At 65.6% G+C, this 17,020-nt stretch carries 13 protein-coding genes; 6 read left to right on the top strand and 7 right to left on the bottom strand.

Features of this window, described 5'->3' with window-relative positions; genetic code table 11:
• The first annotated feature begins 3 nt into the window (after nt 1–3).
• Nucleotides 4–546 carry a 6,7-dimethyl-8-ribityllumazine synthase gene (locus tag FIU85_RS04975; protein WP_152496071.1) on the top strand — a complete coding sequence of 181 codons (543 nt, stop codon included), beginning with the start codon at nt 4–6 and terminating at the stop codon, nt 544–546.
• Entirely contained in the window at nt 543–1,016 is a 474-nt protein-coding gene (gene nusB, locus FIU85_RS04980; RefSeq protein ID WP_152496072.1) for a transcription antitermination factor NusB, read from the top strand. Before FIU85_RS04975 ends, nusB begins: the two co-directional genes overlap by 4 nt.
• Nucleotides 1,017–1,160: 144 nt before the next feature.
• On the opposite strand, the gene FIU85_RS04985 is transcribed toward nusB, so the two are convergent.
• The 7 genes from FIU85_RS04985 to FIU85_RS05015 form a co-directional block, all read right to left on the bottom strand.
• Nucleotides 1,161–2,357, bottom strand: coding sequence for an HlyD family secretion protein (locus FIU85_RS04985; protein WP_152496073.1), 1,197 nt, complete (start codon nt 2,355–2,357; stop codon nt 1,161–1,163).
• Complete coding sequence (locus FIU85_RS04990; RefSeq protein WP_254703008.1) at nt 2,354–2,758, bottom strand: hypothetical protein; 405 nt, start codon at nt 2,756–2,758, stop codon at nt 2,354–2,356. Before FIU85_RS04990 ends, FIU85_RS04985 begins: the two co-directional genes overlap by 4 nt.
• Before the next feature lie 130 nt (nt 2,759–2,888).
• The gene (locus FIU85_RS04995) at nt 2,889–4,142 is read right to left on the bottom strand and encodes an MFS transporter (RefSeq protein ID WP_152496074.1); all 1,254 of its coding nucleotides are present in this window, start codon (nt 4,140–4,142) and stop codon (nt 2,889–2,891) included.
• Nucleotides 4,143–4,391: 249 nt separating this feature from the next.
• Entirely contained in the window at nt 4,392–5,672 is a 1,281-nt protein-coding gene (locus FIU85_RS05000) for a DUF3422 family protein (protein ID WP_152496075.1), read from the bottom strand.
• Between the two features lie 574 nt (nt 5,673–6,246).
• A complete protein-coding gene (locus FIU85_RS05005; protein ID WP_152496076.1) occupies nt 6,247–7,731 on the bottom strand; it encodes an NAD(P)(+) transhydrogenase (Re/Si-specific) subunit beta in 1,485 nt (494 codons plus the stop codon).
• Nucleotides 7,732–7,745: 14 nt separating this feature from the next.
• Entirely contained in the window at nt 7,746–9,320 is a 1,575-nt protein-coding gene (locus tag FIU85_RS05010) for a Re/Si-specific NAD(P)(+) transhydrogenase subunit alpha (RefSeq protein ID WP_152496077.1), read from the bottom strand.
• Between the two features lie 132 nt (nt 9,321–9,452).
• Complete coding sequence (locus FIU85_RS05015; RefSeq protein ID WP_254703045.1) at nt 9,453–9,902, bottom strand: isoprenylcysteine carboxylmethyltransferase family protein; 450 nt, start codon at nt 9,900–9,902, stop codon at nt 9,453–9,455.
• 134 nt (nt 9,903–10,036) lie between these two features.
• Between FIU85_RS05015 and FIU85_RS05020 the strand changes: the two genes are divergently transcribed.
• The 4 genes from FIU85_RS05020 to FIU85_RS05035 all read left to right on the top strand — a co-directional run bounded on the left by FIU85_RS05020 (nt 10,037) and on the right by FIU85_RS05035 (nt 17,017).
• Nucleotides 10,037–10,792 (top strand): SDR family NAD(P)-dependent oxidoreductase, encoded by a 756-nt coding sequence (locus FIU85_RS05020; protein WP_152496079.1) that lies wholly within the window; start codon nt 10,037–10,039, stop codon nt 10,790–10,792.
• 5 nt (nt 10,793–10,797) lie between these two features.
• Entirely contained in the window at nt 10,798–11,151 is a 354-nt protein-coding gene (locus tag FIU85_RS05025; RefSeq protein WP_152494418.1) for an MmcQ/YjbR family DNA-binding protein, read from the top strand.
• Between the two features lie 191 nt (nt 11,152–11,342).
• Entirely contained in the window at nt 11,343–14,171 is a 2,829-nt protein-coding gene (locus FIU85_RS05030) for a Hint domain-containing protein (protein ID WP_172978798.1), read from the top strand.
• Nucleotides 14,172–14,389: 218 nt separating this feature from the next.
• Complete coding sequence (locus tag FIU85_RS05035) at nt 14,390–17,017, top strand: Hint domain-containing protein (protein ID WP_152496081.1); 2,628 nt, start codon at nt 14,390–14,392, stop codon at nt 17,015–17,017.
• The last annotated feature ends 3 nt before the right edge of the window (nt 17,018–17,020 follow it).

Here is a 17,020-nt window from a genome sequence, read left to right on the forward strand (position 1 = left end):
GCCATGGCCGGAACCGAATACACCCTGCCCCGCGCCACGTTCGACAAGCCGGTGAAACTGCTGATCGTCGTGGCCCCCTTCTACCGCGACATCGCCGACATGATGATCGAAGGCACCCGCGCCGAGATCGAAGCCTCCGGCGCCACCTACGACCTCATCGAAGTCCCCGGCGCGCTGGAAATCCCCACCTCCATCGGCATCGCCGAGCGCCTGTCGAACTTCGACGGCTACGTCGCCCTGGGCTGCGTCATCCGCGGTGCCACCACCCACTACGAGACGGTCTGCAACGATTCCAGCCGCGGCATCACCCTTCTGGGCCTTCAGGGCCTTTGCATCGGCAACGGCATCCTCACGGTCGAAAACCGCGAGCAGGCCATTGAGCGCGCCGACCCCGAGCAGATGAACAAGGGCGCAGGCGCCGCCGCCGCCGCCCTGCACCTCGTTGCGCTCACCCGTAAATGGGGCACCCGCAAAGGCGTCGGCTTCATGCCCGACTCCGAGGAATACAGGCTCGCAGGCGCGCTCAAGGACAACCCCACCGCATGACAGAATTATCGGGCAACCAGAAACGCAAGATGCGCTCCGCCGCGCGGCTCTACGCCGTGCAGGCGCTCTTTCAGATGGAACATTCCAGCCAGTCCTACGAGACGATCATCCGCGAATTCCTCGATTTCCGCTTCGGGCAGGAAGTCGAAGAGGGCATCGACATGGCCGACGGCGATATCGACCTTTTCCGCAAGCTGGTCGAACAGGCGGTGAACTGGCAATCGAAGATCGACCAGATGACCGACCGCGCGCTGGTGGCCAAGTGGCCCATCGCCCGCATCGATCCCACCTTGCGCGCTCTCTTCCGCGCCGCCGGGGCCGAGTTCCTCGAGGGCGAAGCGCCGGTCAAGGTCGTGATCAGCGAATTCGTCGATGTCGCCAAGAGCTTCTATCCCGAGGGCAAGGAAGGCAGCTTCGTCAACGCCGTGCTCGACCACATGGCCCGCGAGGCGAAACCCGAGGCGTTCTGAGAGACGGGGGGGGTCCGGTTGGCCGGATCCTAAACCGTTTCGCCTTTCACCAAAGGCATCAGCCAAAGGCAAAACGCGTACGACGCTTGTGTGCGGCGCGGTCTTTGGCGGGTCAGCCGTGATCCGGGTTTACCGGAAGGCGCTTCAGTGCCCGCCGCCCCCGGCCAGCCCCACGCCCGAGATGATCGACCCCCAGACCTTCAGCCGCAGCCCCGCCGCCTTCACGACGCCCGTCGCGGCCACCAGGTGCCCGCCCGTTCCCGGCAGGTCGGTGCGGTAGGTCTGAACGATGCAACCCGACCCATCCAGGACGATCTCCTCGTGCTCGGGATGGACCAGTTCCATGTAGACCAGAACCGACCCGCGCTGCCGTACGCTGTTGGGATCCAGCAGCTTCGCCCCCGGCGTCACCTGCCCGGTCGCGATGGCGGGTTGAATCGCCACCACCCGCGCCGGCAGGACCGCGTTGCGGAACGACAGGTTGGCATTGGCGTCACAGGCGATCTCGGCCGGCATCCCCTCGTGCAGGTTGGCCATCGCCACCTGCGAGAACCCGGCCACGATCCGCACCGGCGTGTCCGCGCTCCGTTCCGGGATGATCACCATCGCCGGGCTCAGGATCAGGGTCGAGGCCGGGCTGCCCTCGCTCATCGCCAACTGCGTGACCGTACCGGCGGCAAAGCTGCGCACCACGGTGCGCTCCAGTGCCACCTTGGCGCTTTCCAGCCTGGTCTCCGCCGCGCGCCGCTGCGCCGGGATACCCTCTTCCAGGTCCGAGGTTGCCGCATCCACCTGCGCCTGCGCCGCGGCCAGCCCGGCCTGCGCCGCGTCCAGCGCGGCTTGCGCGGTCCGTACGTCGTCCTCGCGCCCAACGTTGCGCTCCACCAGGGTCTGCGCATTCTGCAAGTCCACCGAAAGCTTGGCCAGGTTCGCCTCGACCTGGCGCACCTGCGATTCCGCAACCCGCAGCGCATCCTGCGCTTTGGTCTCGGACGCCGCGATCTGTTCGAACTGCGCCTCGGCCTCGGCCACGGCGGCCTTCTGCGACGCGTCTTCGATCCGGAACAGCACATCGCCCGCCGCGACCCGCTGCCCGTTCACCACGTTCACCTCTGTCACCGGCCCGCTGGTCTGGGCCACGACCGACACGGTGCGGAATGGCACCAGCCCGGAATAGCTCTTGGGATGAAAATAGAAGATCACCAGGAACAGCGCAAAGGCCATGACGGCCCACATCACCACCGCCGTCTTCATGTTCCACACGCTCAGCGCCTCGCCCCGCCACTTCAGCTGGAAATACCGGATGATCACCGGAAACGACGTCAGAAGAAGCTCAATCATGCGCCGTCCCCCCCCGGGCTGCGCCGGTCTCTCCGCATGTGCCGTTTCCCGCGCCGTCTCGCCGTGCCCTCGAGCCCCACCTCGACATGCCCCAGGTTGAACCGCGCCCAATCCGCCATCAGCGCGATCAGGATGGCGCTCAGCGGCAGCAGGATGTTGAAATGGTCCAGCGGAAAGATCTCGTACAACAGCGCGATGGTCAGCATCGTCGGAATGGTCTTCGCCAGCGGCGTGCCTTGCGACTGATGTTCGGCCCACCTGTCGAACGCGGCATAAAGCACGACCATCCCGTAGATTGCCAGGCACAGCAGGACCACCACGAACCATGCCAGGTAATCGGTTTCCCCGGGCGCCACGAACCACGACGGGTCCGCGTGCGCCGACTCTGAATTTGCAGCCATTTCAATGTCCCCGGTGCGAGTTCTGAATTTGCAGGTACTGAAAAAAAGACGGGTACGAGAACCAATCCCTCGACCTAAGGCGAGTATGCGCAACCTGTAAAGCAAAAAGCAGGGCATCGGCCCCGCCGCGTCAGGCGTCGGTGTCGTCTTCGCCCTGCTCCGCCGACCACGTGCCCGCCGCCTCGACCACGAAGGCCGACGAGGCCGGCAGCACGCCCAGGTAGCTCTCGGTCTCGTCCACCGGCGTCGCGGCCCGTTTCGTCATCCGGTAGGCGGCATAGGCCGCAATCGCCGCGAACGCCGCCGCCAGCACCAGCCAGAACGCCGCCGGCCCCGATACGTCCATCACCCAGCCCGCCGCCAGCGGGCCCAGGATGGCCCCGATGCCGAAGGTCAGCACCAGCCCGCCCGACGCCGCCGCCATGTCCTCAACCGGCAGGAAATCGTTGGTATAGGCCAAGAGCAGCGAATACAGCGGCGTCGTCACGCCCCCGGTCAGGAACGCCGCCGCCATCAGCGGCCAGAAAGTCCCGCCCATGGCCCAGCCCAGCAGGCAGAACGCAGCCCCCAGCGCCGCCGCGCCGAAGATCACCCTGCGCCGGTCGATCCGGTCCGACAGCCACCCGATGGGATATTGCAGCACCAGCGCGCCGCCGAACAGCATCGCGATGAACAGCGCGATCTCGCCCTTGCCCATCCCGATCTGCGCGCCATAGACCGCGCCCATCCCCGATTGCGTGGCGTAAAGACTGCCCAGCAGGAAAATCCCCACCGTCCCCAGCGGCGAGCCGGTGAACAGCTCCCGCAACGGCATCGCGCGGATCACCTCCGCCGCCGGTACCGGCGTCACCGACAGCAGGATCGGCGCAAAGGACACCGACACCAGGATCGACGCCCCGATGAACAGCGACGCCCCCGCCGTCTCGCCCAGGTTCAACAGCCCCTGCGCACCGATGATCCCCAGCGTCTGCGCGATCATGTAGGCCGACAGCACCTTGCCCCGCGTCTCGTTCGTCGCCGCGTTGTTCAGCCAGCTTTCCGCGGTCACGTAAATGCCCGACATGGCAAACCCGATCAAAATGCGCAGCAAGGTCCACGCCCATGGCTCGGCCAGCAGCGGAAAAGCAATCAGCCCCGCCGACATGAAGCTGCCCAGTGCGGCGAAGACCCGCACGTGCCCGACCCGCCGGATCAGCCGCGGCGCATAGCGCGCGCCCAGCAGAAAGCCCACGAAATAGCCCGATGTCACCACCGCCAGTTCGCCCGAGGAAAACCCCTCGATATCCCCGCGCAGACCGATCAGCGTGAAATGCATCCCGTTGCCCAGCATGATCAGCACGATCCCGATCAGCAGCGCCCAGATCCCCGCAAAAGCCTGAAACATCGCGTGCCCCTTTTCGATTCGGCAGCCCCTATGCCCTGCCGTCACTCCTGCCAGCGTCCCCCACCGCCGTCGTCCCACCGACGCCGCTTTGGCGTCCCCCCGCGACACCGCCTAAATTGGACGACAACCAACGCCGCGCCGCTACGTAGGGTGGGTGAAAACCCACCTTTGGTGGGTGACAACCCACCTTTGGTGGGTGACAACCCACCTTTGGTGGATGAAAACCCACCTTTGGCGGGTACGCCGCCCCTAATCCAACTTGTCGCGCACCCGCTTGATCATCCACCACACCGCCGCCACCACCGGCAGCGCCACGATCGCCGTCAGCATCTCCTTCGACATCCCCGTCGGCTCGGTCAGCGGGTAGAGAAGATACCCCGCCAGCGACACCGCGTAGTAACTGATCGCCACCACCGACAGCCCCTCGACCGTGCGTTGCAGCCGCAGCTGCATGTCGGCACGCTTGTTCATGCTCTCCAGCAAGTCCTGGTTCTGCGCGCTGCGCTCCACGTCCACCCGCGTCCGCAACAGCTCGCCCGCTCGCATCGCCCGGTCCGACATCGCGTCCAGCCGGTCCTTGGTGGAGCGCACCGTGCGCATCGCCGGATCATAGCGCCGCATCATGAACTCGCCGAAGGTCTGCCGCCCGTTGAACCGCTCCTCGCGCAGCACCGTGATCCGCTGCTTCACGATCTGCTCATAGGCCGAAGTGGCGCCAAAGCGATAGGACGACCGCGCCACCATCCCCTCCAGCTTGGCCGAAATCTCCAACAGGTCGTCCAGCGTGTCCTCCGCGGCCACCGACCCGCCCGGCATGTTGCTGATCAGATGCGTCAGCCGCTCTTCCAGCGCGCCCATGTCGGGCCGCATCTCGCCCACCCGGGCAAAGCCCAGCATCGACATGGTCTTGTAGGTCTCGATCTCGAACAGGCGCTGCACCACGCGCCCCATCCGCCGCGTGCCGATATCGGCCGACGCATTGACCATGAACCGCAGATGTCCCGCCGGGTCGATGCGGAAGTCCCCCGCGATGATGGCGCTGTCGTCCAGCACCCGTGCCACGGCCACGCTGTCGGCCACGAACCAGTCGTGGATGTTCCGGCGCACCGTGTCCTCGTCCTTCTGCGTCTCGATCCGAACCATGGCCGAGGTCATCCGGTGCCCCGGCGCCTCGCTCAGCCAGTCGCCCGGAAAAACCTCGAACTCCGCCGGATCGAAGGGCCGGTCGCTGACCCCGTCACGGAACGCGGTATAGGTGACGAACTCAGTATGCCGCTCCCACTTCAGATGGTGCTTGCCGATATCGCCGGAGTAATGCGAGGCACCCGGCTTGGGATGCACCGCGCCATAGCGGTCCAGCAGCGCCGTCAGATGCGCCAGGTCATCGCCCCGGTCCCGTGCCGCCGCCCCCTCGACCCGCTTGATCGCCAGGAAGACTCCGGTCGCCGGTGCGCTCAGGTTGGGAAAGGGCCGCGCGTGCAGCTCGTTCGACAGCTCGTATCGCAGCGGATGATCTTCAATGGGCGGCATGGCTCTCGCGTCCTGACATGTCCCGGCACCCTAGCGACACGGCCCGGAGATGAAAATAGATTGAAGCGCACTTTCAATAACTTAGCGGAATGCAACTGTATACTGGCGCAAATTTAGCCAGTTTCGGCCCTGAACGCACGTTCTCCATCCACCGCTCGGTAGGGTGGGTGAAAACCCACGCGCCCGCACCGCACGAAAAAGGGCGCCGAACCCACGCCCGACGCCCCTTTCCAATCCTGCCCGCCTATTGCTCAGGCCGCTTTCTTCAGCGCCTTCTTGGCCTTCTTCAGCTTGGCCTCCTGCTTGGCGACCTTCTTCTTGCGGTCTGCCACTTCCTGTTTCAGCGATTTGATCTTGGCTTTCTTCGCCATCGTGTCTTCCTTTCAGATATGTCCTGCGCCTCCTGCCGTACCTACGACGAGCGCATATTAAATCTATATTCATTGTATATACGTTTTGCAACCCGCAACGGCACCCGCCCAGACGTCCCGGACCTGATCCGGGACCTCCGCCGCGCCCCAACGAAAAAGGCCCGCCAGCCGGCGGGCCCTTTCCAATTCCATAAGGCCGGGCCTTACCCGATCTTCGACAACAGCGCCGTCACGCTGTCCTTGGCATCGCCATAGAACATCCGCGTGTTGTCCTTGAAGAACAGCGGGTTCTCGATGCCGGAATACCCCGTGCCCTGCCCGCGCTTGGACACGAACACGTTCTTGGCCTTCCAGACCTCCAGCACCGGCATCCCGGCGATGGGGCTGTTGGGATCGTCCTGCGCGGCGGGGTTGACGATGTCGTTCGAGCCGATCACGATCACCACGTCGGTGTCGGGGAAATCGTCGTTGATCTCCTCCATCTCCAGCACGATGTCATAGGGCACCTTGGCCTCGGCCAGAAGCACGTTCATGTGCCCCGGCAGACGCCCCGCGACGGGGTGAATCGCGAACCGCACTTCCTTGCCTTGAGCCCGCAGCTTGTTGGTCAGCTCGCTGACCGCCTGCTGCGCCTGCGCCACCGCCATGCCGTAGCCCGGCACGATGATCACGCTGTCGGCCTCGTTCAGCGCATTGGCCACGCCGTCGGCGTCGATCGGCACCTGCTCGCCCTCGACTTCCGCCGCCGGACCGCTGGACCCGCCAAAGCCGCCCAGGATCACGCTGACGAAGGACCGGTTCATGGCCTTGCACATGATGTAGCTCAGGATCGCACCCGACGAGCCCACAAGCGCACCCACAACGATCAAGAGGTCGTTGCCCAGGCTGAAGCCGATGGCCGCCGCCGCCCAGCCGGAATAGCTGTTCAGCATGGAGACCACCACGGGCATGTCCGCACCGCCGATCCCCATGATCAGGTGATAGCCGATGAAAAGCGCCAGCAGCGTCAGAACGACCAGCGTCCAGCTGCCCGACCCGCTCAGGTACATGATCGCCAGCACTAGCGACAAGGCTGCCGCCGCCGCGTTCAGGATATGCCCGCCCGGCAGCTTCGTGGCGGCCGAGTCGACCTTGCCGGCCAGCTTGCCATAGGCAATCACCGACCCGGTGAAGGTCACGGCACCGATCCAGATGCCCAGCACCAGCTCGACCTTCAGGATCGACACTTCCACCGCCGTCTTCTTGGCGACGATCGCGGCGAATCCGGTGAACTGCTTGGCAAAGGCCACGCCTTCCGCCGTCACTTCCTCGGGCCGCGGGAAGGGCAGGCCCGCATCGGCGAACTGCGCCGCCACGCGCCCCAGCTCGATATCCGCGTTGAAGCCGACAAAGACCGCGGCCAGACCGACGAGCGAGTGCATGATCGCCACCAGCTCGGGCATCTGCGTCATCTGCACCTTGGTGGCCAGCTGATAGCCCACCACCGCGCCGCCCGCGATCATGATCAGCGACACCAGCCACAGGCCCGAACCGGGGCCGATCAGCGTCGCCAGAACGGCGATGCCCATACCGACAATGCCGTACCAAACAGCGCGTTTCGCGCTTTCCTGCCCGGACAAGCCGCCCAGGCTGAGGATGAAGAGAACTGCCGCGACCGCATAGGCCGCAATGGTAAATCCGAAATCCATCGTCCCTTACCCCCTTACGATTTCTGGAACATGGCGAGCATGCGCCGTGTCACCAGGAAGCCGCCAAAAATGTTGATCGCCGCCATGAAGATGCCAAGACCGGCCAGCAGCGTGATGAGGTAGGAGGTCGAGCCGATCTGTGTCAGCGCCCCCAGGATGATGATCGAGGAGATCGCGTTCGTCACCGCCATCAGCGGCGTGTGCAGGCTGTGCGCCACGCCCCAGATCACCTGGAACCCGATGAAGACCGACAACACGAAGACGATGAAATGCTGCATGAAGCTCGCCGGCGCCACGGTGCCGACCAGCAGCACCAGGAACGCGCCAACGCCCAGCAGGCCCACCTGGTTCATGGTCTGCTTCTTGAAGGCCGCCACTTCCTGCGCCTTCTTCTCTTCCGGCGTCAGTTCCTTGGGCTTTTCCTTCTTCGGGGCCGCCGCGATGGCCGACACCTTGGGCGGTGGCGGCGGATAGGTGATCTCTCCCTTGTGGGTCACCGTCGCGCCCCGGATCACGTCATCTTCCATGTTGTGATCGACCTTGCCGTCCTTTTCGGGCGTCAGGTCGGTCATCATGTGACGGATGTTGGTGGCATAAAGCGTCGAAGACTGCGTCGCCATCCGGCTGGGAAAGTCGGTATAGCCCACGATGGTCACCTTGTTGTCGGTGACGATCTTCTTGTCCTTCTCGGTCAGCTCGCAGTTGCCGCCGCGCTCGGCGGCCAGGTCCACGATCACCGACCCCGGCTTCATCATCTCGACCATGTCCTTGGTCCACAGCACCGGCGCGGGCCGGTTCGGGATCAGGGCCGTGGTGATGACGATGTCGATGTCCGGCGCCAGCTCGCGGAATTTCTCAAGCTGCTTTTCCTGGAACTCGGGGCTCGAGGGCGCGGCATAGCCGCCGGTCGACGACCCGTCCTTCTGCTCCTCCTCGAAATCGAGGAACACGAACTCGGCCCCCATCGATTCGATCTGCTCGGCCACTTCGGGCCGCACGTCGAAGGCGTATGTGATCGCGCCCAGGCTGGTCGAGGTGCCGATCGCGGCAAGCCCCGCCACACCGGCACCGACCACCAGCACCTTGGCCGGCGGCACCTTGCCCGCAGCAGTGACCTGCCCGGTGAAGAAACGGCCGAAATTGCTGCCCGCCTCGATCACCGCGCGATAGCCGGCAATATTGGCCATGGACGACAACGCGTCCATCTTCTGCGCGCGGCTGATCCGCGGCACCGATTCCATCGCGATCACGGTCGCGCCCTTCTCGGCGGCGATCTTCATCTGCTCTTCGTTGCCACCGGGATTGAAGAAGGAAATAAGGGTCTGGCCCTTGGTCAGGCGCTTGACCTCGGTGTCGGTGGGCACGCGCACCTTGACGACGATGTCGCTGGCCTTCCACAGCGCCGCGGCCGACTTGATGATCTCGACACCGGCCTCCTTGTAATCGGCATCCGAAAAACCGGCGGCTTCGCCCGCTCCGGCCTCGATGGCACAATCATGGCCCAGCTTCTGAAGTTGCAGCGCCGAGTCCGGCGTCATCGCCACCCGCGCTTCGCCTTCCATCACCTCTTTTGGTGTTCCGATCTTCAACTTTCACTCCCCCCGTTTTCTGACGGTCACTTGTGGCGGCCCCTCGGCCTGTCGCTTTCCGCACCCTAAAGGTCGGGTACGCCTTATCACACAAAATTTATCACCTTGGAATGTAGCGATTGTCGCAGGGTGTCAAACCCAACGTCGGGTCTTATGACAGTATTGCGCGAAATTCATTCGAAACTTTCGTCGCAACCGGTCCTCCTCGGGTAGGATGAAGCGCCGCTCGATGATCCATATGAAAATCGGCACCAGCGGCAGGCTCAGCACCGCGTCCCAGCGCAGGATCAACCCCGCAAGGATCAGCGCGTCGCCCAGGTAGATCGGGTTGCGGCTGCGCTTGTAGATGCCCGAGGTCACCAGCCGCTCGGCCTCAAGGTGCGGAATCGGCGTGGTCCTGTGGCGCCTCAGCTCGATCAGCGCCAGCGCCATCAGCACCAGCCCCGCCCCCACCAGCAGACCGCCCGTGAAATCCGCCCAGGCCCCGCCAAAGCTCAGCCCCGCCGGATAGTGCGACGCCTGCACCCACGCCAGCGCCGCCGCCCCGGCCAGCCACACGGGCGGTATGTCGATCCATTTCAGCACGCCGGTCTCCTTCTGGGCGGGTCCAAAATTTGTGCAAATTTTGGAATGGAAAATACGCATTTTCCATCCCGATTTCTGCCGCAGAAATCGCGCCCTTGGCAAGCCGTCCGGCCTGCGGCACAGTCATGCGCATGACACTGAAAGGAAAACACGCACTGGTCACCGGCGGCGGCACCGGCATCGGTCTGGCCATCGCCCGCGCGCTGCAAGACAACGGCGCCGACGTCACCATCACCGGCCGCCGCCCTGAGGTTCTGGAAAAGGCCGCCAGCGGCCACGGCCTGCACCCGCAACCGATGGACGTGCGCGACGAGGCCAGCGTGGTCGAAGGCATCGCCGCCTCCGTCGCCGCACGCGGCCCGATCCAGGTCTGCGTGCCCAATGCCGGCATCGCCGAGGGTCGCAGCCTGTCGAAGACCGACACCGATTTCTGGCACCGCACCATGGCCACCAACCTCGACGGTGCGTTCTGGACCATCCGCAGCGCGATGGCCTCCATGAAAACCACCGACTGGGGGCGCGTGGTGGCGATCTCCTCCATCGCGGGGCTCAGGGGCCTCAAGGGCGCCGCCGCCTACTCTGCCTCCAAGCACGGGCTGATCGGCCTCATCCGCGCCCTTTCCGAGGATTACATGGGCAGCCCCTTCACCTTCAACGCGGTCTGCCCGGGCTATGTCGACACCGACATCATCACCCGCAATGTCGATGCCATCAGCGCCCGCGCCGGGGTCGACGCCGACACCGCCCGTTCCATGATGGTCGACGCCAACCGCCACAAGCGCCTGATCGCCCCCGACGAGGTCGCCGCCGCCGTCGCGTGGCTCTGCGGTCCGGGATCCGAAAGCGTCAACGGCCAGACCATCGAAATCGCCGGCGGCCAAGTCTGACAATGCTGCCCCGCGACGCGTTCATGACCTTCTGCGCGGCGCTGCCCGCCACCAGCCATGTCGTGCAATGGGGCAACGCGGATGTCTGGAAGGTCGGCGGCAAGGTCTTTGCCATCGCCGGCTGGAACCAGGGGCGCGTCGCCTACACGTTCAAGGCCTCCGACATCGCCTTTGACGTGCTCCGGGACCAGCCCGGCATCCGCCCGGCCCCCTATCTCGCCTCCCGCGGCATGAAATGGCTCCAGGTGCATGCCGACCCGGGCCTCTCCGACGACAGCCTGAGGGACCATCTTAGGGCCTCCTACGACATGGTCGTGGCCGGCCTGACCAAAAAGAAGCGGGCCGAGCTGGGTCTCTGACGCTCGTCTGCCGCCCGACGGTCACGCCCGCAAAAAGACCCAATTTATCTCAAAATCGCCAAAAATCTCCCGCCTTCCGGCCACGGAGGCTCTGTATCCGCGTTGGAAACAACCGGCGCAAGAGCAGCAGACGAATGCGCCCGGGTCACGCGGCACAAGACCGCGGACGGATAAAGGAAGGCAGGAAGACCATGGCCACCTACGAGGTCAAGTTCTACAATTACAACCCGGCCGGCAACATCCCGACCGGCACGGGCAGCACCTTCACCTGGAGCGGTCCCGGCACCGCCACGGGCACCGCCGTCATCACCGACAACGAGACGGGCATCCAGGAATTCACCCTCGACGACGACAGCGCGGGCGGCGAATCCGCCACTGCGAATGTCACCGTGGGCGGCAACACCTCGATCGCATCGGACGTCGACGCCGAACTTGTCTGGACCCTGCGCGACACCGTCACGGGCCAGACCTTCCAGGTCATCCAGTTCGAGGTCGAGGACGGTGCCGCCAGCGGCAACTACACCCTGTCCGAAGTGCCGCTGGTGGCCGGCCGCAGCTATCAGGTGCAGGCCTACGACTCCAACCCCAACGCCGCAGCGGGCGACATCGCCTTCAGCGCGCAGGATTACACCGACCAGATCGTCGACGGCACCGATGGCGACGACACCATCGACGGCAGCTATAGCGGCGATCCCCAGGGCGACGTGGCCGATGGCGGCGACGGCACCGGCGCGGGGCTCAATGCCGACCTCATCCATGCCGGCGCGGGCAATGACAGCGTCGTGGCGGGGCTCGCCAACGACACCGTCTACGGCGGCTCGGGCGACGACACGATCCTCGGCGGCTCGGGCAACGACATCCTCTACGGCGACAGCGACCCGCGCGAATCCAGCAGTTCGGGCGGCACCAATATCGTGGGCAGCACCTTCAGCGTGTTCCGCCTGGGCAGCGACGCGGATGTCGACCCGACCGAGACCAACACCGCCAGCGAGAACGCCGGCAACCTGAGCGGCACCTACGGCAGCAGCGACGACCCGCTCTACCAGCAGCTTCTGTCGGCCCAGACCTTCGACAGCAACAGCGACGGCACGCTGCAATCCGACGACAACGGCCAGACGCCCGAGACCATCGTCATCGACGGCGTCACCTACCAGATCGATTCCGGCCTCGTCTACAACGCCACCGTCACCTTCACCGACGGCACCTCACAACCCTTCACCGCCGTGGTCATCCAGACCACCACGGGCGAAACCTTCATGCTGCCCGAGCTGACGAACAACGCCGACAACGCGATCCTGACCAGCCAGCCGATCCAGTCGATCACGCTCGGCACGCTCAGCAACGACAGCGCCACCATCGGCGCCAACCGGCTCGACGCCGACTACCAGCTCGGCGACGGGGCCCCCGGCGACGACAGCATCGACGGCGGCACCGGCAACGACACGATCTACGCCGAAGGCGGCTCCGACACCGTCACTGGCGGCGACGGCAACGACGTCATCTACGGCGACGACGCGCCCGCCACGGGGCAATGGGACTACCAAGTCTACAACTACGACTTCGGGGCCGCCAACGGACAGGCCTTCGACATCGAGTCGGGAACGCTTGTCGGCTCGGGCCAGTCGGATGGCTTCGATTCGAATACCCTCGTGAACGAGGCCCGAGGCACGACCGGCGACCCCGATGACTTCGGCGTGATCTACACCTCGCAGTTCCTGGCGTCCCAGGGCGGCACCTACACGTTCTCGACAACCTCGGACGACGGCTCGACCATCCGGCTACTCGATGAAAACGGTGACCCCCTCACCTTCACCAACCAGGGCGGCGGCACGGCCGGCTACATGAACAACGACTTCCACCAGGGCGCGACGACCCGGTCGGGAACAGTCGAGCTGGAAGCCGGCCGCATATACACCATCGAGGTCCGGCACTGGGAAAACGCCGGAGCCGAAGTCATCTCGGGGCAGGTCACGACACCCGGTGGCGTCACCTCGGACCTTGCGGACAGCAGCCACGTCATAGGACCGCCAGTCGCGTCCGGTGGCGATGACAGCCTCAGCGGCGGTGCCGGCAACGACGCCATCTTCGGCGGGGCGGGAAACGACACGCTGATCGGCGGCACCGGGGCCGACACGCTCCACGGCGGCCTCGGCGACGACGAGATGTACTTGGCCGAGGGCGACCGCGCCTTTGGCGGCGACGGCGACGACCTCTTCGTGCTGGGCGACCTGGGCGAGGCCGGCTCAGGCACCATCACCATCGTCGGCGGCGAAGGCGGCGAGACCAACGGCGACACGCTGCGCCTGACGCCCGACGTCAGCCGCAACGACATCACCTTCACCAACACCGATGACGATACGGGCGGGCTCTCGGGCAATTTCACCCTGCCCGACGGCACCACGGTAAGCTTCTCGGAAATCGAGAACATCATCTGCTTCACCCCCGGCACCCGCATCCTGACGCCGCAGGGCGAACGCGTCATCGAAACGCTGCGCCCGGGCGATCTGGTCATCACCCGCGACAGCGGCCCCCAGCCGATTCGCTGGATGGGCCATCGCACGGTCGAAGGCCGCGGCAAGTTCGCCCCCATCGCCGTCAATTCGACGGTCATGGACGGCGCGCGCCGCCCGCTCCTGGTCTCGCCGCAGCACCGGCTGATGTTCTCGGGCTACCGCGCCCAGCTTCTCTTTGGCGAAAGCGAGGTTCTCGTGGCCGCCAAACACCTTGTCGGTCTCGAGCACGACGTGCGCATCGCCGAACGCCGGCTGGTCACCTATTTCCACATGATGCTCGACCGGCACGAAATCGTGTATGCCGAAGGCGCGGCGACCGAGAGCTTTCACGCCGCCGACGTGGGCGTGGGCGCGCTCTCGGACACCTCGCGCGAGGATATGTTCCGCGTCTTCCCGCACCTGCGCGGCGATCTCACCGCCTATGGCGACACCGCCCGCCTTTGCCTCAAACCCCACGAGGCAAGACTTCTGGTGGAAGGCAGGCAGCGCCTCGCAATGGCCGCGTGAAACTACCTCGCATTGCAGGCAAATTCCATTTTTTGGCCTCATTTACTGCTGAATCCCGTCACCGGCGGACCCTAGCCTGAGCTTCAAATGACCGGCCCCAAAGGGCTGGCGGTTACCCAGGCAGATCGAGCAGACAGAATGAGAAACCGGGCCCCTCACAGCCCCCACCTGCCGCTATCGGTCATGGCGTCCCACCACATGCGGGGTGTTGGAGTGCCATGACCACCTATGTCGTCACCATCGCCAACTGGAACGACCCTGCCTTCTGGGCCGCCATCTCCGAAGCCGCGGGCGGCCACACGCTCGACGTCTCCGGCCTGCCGTCGCATTTCGACATCGACATCGACAAGGCATCGGGCCGGATCATCCTCAGCGATGGCACCACGACCTTTACCGTGGGCGAAGCGGGCTATGGCGGCGCCTCCGACGCCACCCTCGGCGGCAGCACCCTGCTCGACTATTTCGAAACGCTCGACTTCGGGAACGGCGATCACCGCATCATCGGCGACAGCTCGGCGGAAACCATCACCACCGGCAGCGGCAACGACACGATCCACTATGGCGACGGCGCCGATACCGTCCGCGCGGGCGACGGCGACGATCTCATCGACGACGCGCCGGGCCTCGACTCCTCCGCGACCGGCAGCCTCGTCTTCGCCGAGGGCGGCAACGACACCGCCTATGGCACCGCCGGCGACGACACGCTTCACGGCGGCACCGGCGATGACCTTATGGGTGGTGACGGCGGCAACGATCACATCTTCGGCGGCGACGGGGCCGACACCATCCTCGGCGGCACCGGCAACGACCGCATCTCGGCGGATGACGTCACGCCCACCGGCCCCAACCTGATCGTCAACGGGTCTTTCGAAGACACCACCGGCATGACGACCACGGTCTATGGCTTCCAGAGCACAACCGGCAGCGTGCCGGGATGGACCGACTCCGGCGGCAGCCTTGTCGATTTTCACAATGACGGCCGCGGCGGGCTTTCGGCGACCGATGGCGCCAACTGGCTCGACATGGAAGGCGACGCAGGCCAGCACCTCGCGATCTCGCAAACCGTCGCGGGCCTTCAGCCGGACGGGATTTACCAGCTCAGCTTCGACGCGGGCGATCTGTCCAGCGCCGATGACGGCACGGCGCAGGACAACACGCTCCAGGTCTACTGGAACGGCCAACTGGTCGACACCATCGACCCGCCCGACGGCGGCTGGCAGACCTACACCTACACCCTCACCGGCGGCGCGGGCGACGGGACCGGCACGCTGGATTTCCGCGGCGCGGGCGCAAATGATGCCAACGGTGTCTCGGTCGACGCGGTGGAACTCCACGCCACCACCGCCGCACCGGGCGGCGCCGATTCCGTCCTCGGCGGCGACGGCGACGACACGCTGCTGACAGGCGCGGGCGAAGATACCGTCGCCGGCGGCACCGGCAACGATCGCATCGACCTGGGCGCGGAGGACGGCGTCACCGACACGCTGGTTTTCTCCGATGGCGATGGCGCCGACACCGTCACCGGTTTCGAAGGGCCCACCGACAACGGCGACGGCACCTTCACCGGCCGCGATGAGCTTGACCTTTCCGACGCGACCGACGCCGCGGGCAACCGGCTCAACACCCGCGACATCACCGTGGGCGACGACGGATTCGGCAACGCGCTGCTCAGCCTTCCCAGCGGCGACAGCCTCACCCTTGTCGGCATCGCCCCCGCCGACCTTTCGGACGAGGACGCGCTGGCGGCCATGGGCATCCCCGCGCCCGACGACATCGTCACCGGCACCGGCGGTGCCGACCTGATCGACGCCGGATACACCGTCGACCCACAAGGCGACGCCATCGACGCCGCCGACAACGCCACCGGCACCAACGACGATTCGGTTCAGGCGGGGGCAGGCGACGACACGATCGTTTCGGGCGCGGGCAACGACACGATCGACGGCGGCACCGGGGCCGATCAGATCGAAGCGGGCACGGGCGACGACGAAATCCTCGTCGACCAGGGCGACACCGTACAGGGCGGTGACGGCGACGACACGTTCCGCCTGACCGATCTCGACACCACCGGCACCGGCAACGCCGCCATCGACCTCACCGGCGGCGAGGGCGACGAAACCAATGGCGACACGCTGATCCTCACCCCGGATGTCAGCCGCGACTCAATCACGTTCTCCAATACCGACGACGCGGCGGGCGGCCTCTCGGGCAGCTTCACCATGGCCGACGGCACGCCCGTCACCTTCTCCGAGATCGAGAACATCATCTGTTTCACCCCCGGCACGATGATCCTCACCAGCCACGGCGACCGTCCCATCGAAACCCTGCAACCCGGCGACCTCGTCGTCACCCGCGACCAGGGCCTGCGCCCGATCCGCTGGATCGGCAGGCGCACCGTCGAGGGCCAAGGCCGTTTCGCCCCGATCCGCGTCGGCGCGGCCGCGCTCGACCCCACGCGCAAGGGCCTGCTGGTCTCGCCCCAGCACCGCATCCTCTATACCGGCTACCGTGCCGAGCTTCTGTTCGGTGAAAGCGAAGTTCTGGTGCCCGCGACACATCTGCTCGATGGCCGCGAGGTCCTGCGCCAGCCCTGCGACCAGGTCACCTATATTCACCTGATGTTCGACCATCACGAGGTGATCTACGCCGAAGGCTACGCCACCGAGAGCTTTCACGCCGGCGATGTCGGCCTGGACGCCATCGCAGAGCCCGCCCGCGAAGAGCTGTTCGCGCTTTTCCCCGAACTGCGCACCGCGCCGGGCCACCACCTGGAAACCGCCCGCACCTGCCTCAGGAAACACGAGGCCGCCCTTCTGATCGAAGACACCGGAGGCGCGTTCTACTAGCCC

Source organism: Roseovarius sp. THAF8 (assembly GCF_009363735.1).
Taxonomy (GTDB): Bacteria; Pseudomonadota; Alphaproteobacteria; order Rhodobacterales; family Rhodobacteraceae; genus Roseovarius.